This is a genomic window from Mesorhizobium sp. 2RAF21 (genome assembly GCF_052115345.1).
In the GTDB taxonomy this organism is placed as follows: domain Bacteria; phylum Pseudomonadota; class Alphaproteobacteria; order Rhizobiales; family Rhizobiaceae; genus Mesorhizobium; species Mesorhizobium terrae.
On sequence record NZ_JBFRGM010000059.1, the window covers coordinates 1 to 506 of the forward strand.

The window sequence follows — 506 nt, forward strand, 5'->3', positions numbered from 1 at the left end:
AGGTAACTATTCCCGTATGGTTACCTATCTCTAGATTAGTTGATATGACTGTCTTTGAACGCAAAAAAAGTTGCTTTTTCATACCTAGTATAGTAGAGTTTATGGTGACCAAACCAAAACTTTACATGAAAGGAGAAAAAGCAACTTTTTTGTTATAAAAACTTTGTATACAACTTAGTTGTTTTTACAGTGATTTAATATATGGAAAAGTATACTGAGAAAAAACGGAGAAATCAAGTATTTCAGAAATTTATTGAACGGCATGTCAAAGAAGGACAAATGGATTTGATAAGGGAGTGCAATACATTCTTGAGTTTTGTGGCAGATAAAACATTAGAGAAACAGAAATTGCATAAATCTAATTTATGTAAAAATCGATTTTGTCCTGTATGTGCATGGCGAAAAGCGAGAAAAGATGCGTTAGGTTTATCATTGATGATGCAATATATTAAGCAAAAAGAAGATAAACAATTCATCTTTTTAACACTTACCACGCCAAATGTTAC

At 31.0% G+C, this 506-nt stretch carries 1 protein-coding gene; it reads left to right on the top strand.

Annotated features, from left to right (window positions below):
- Window positions 1-201 precede the first annotated feature (201 nt).
- Window positions 202-506, top strand: a 305-nt coding sequence (locus tag AB4136_RS33365) for a protein rep (protein ID WP_441932350.1), incomplete at its 3' end; no start/stop codon positions are given.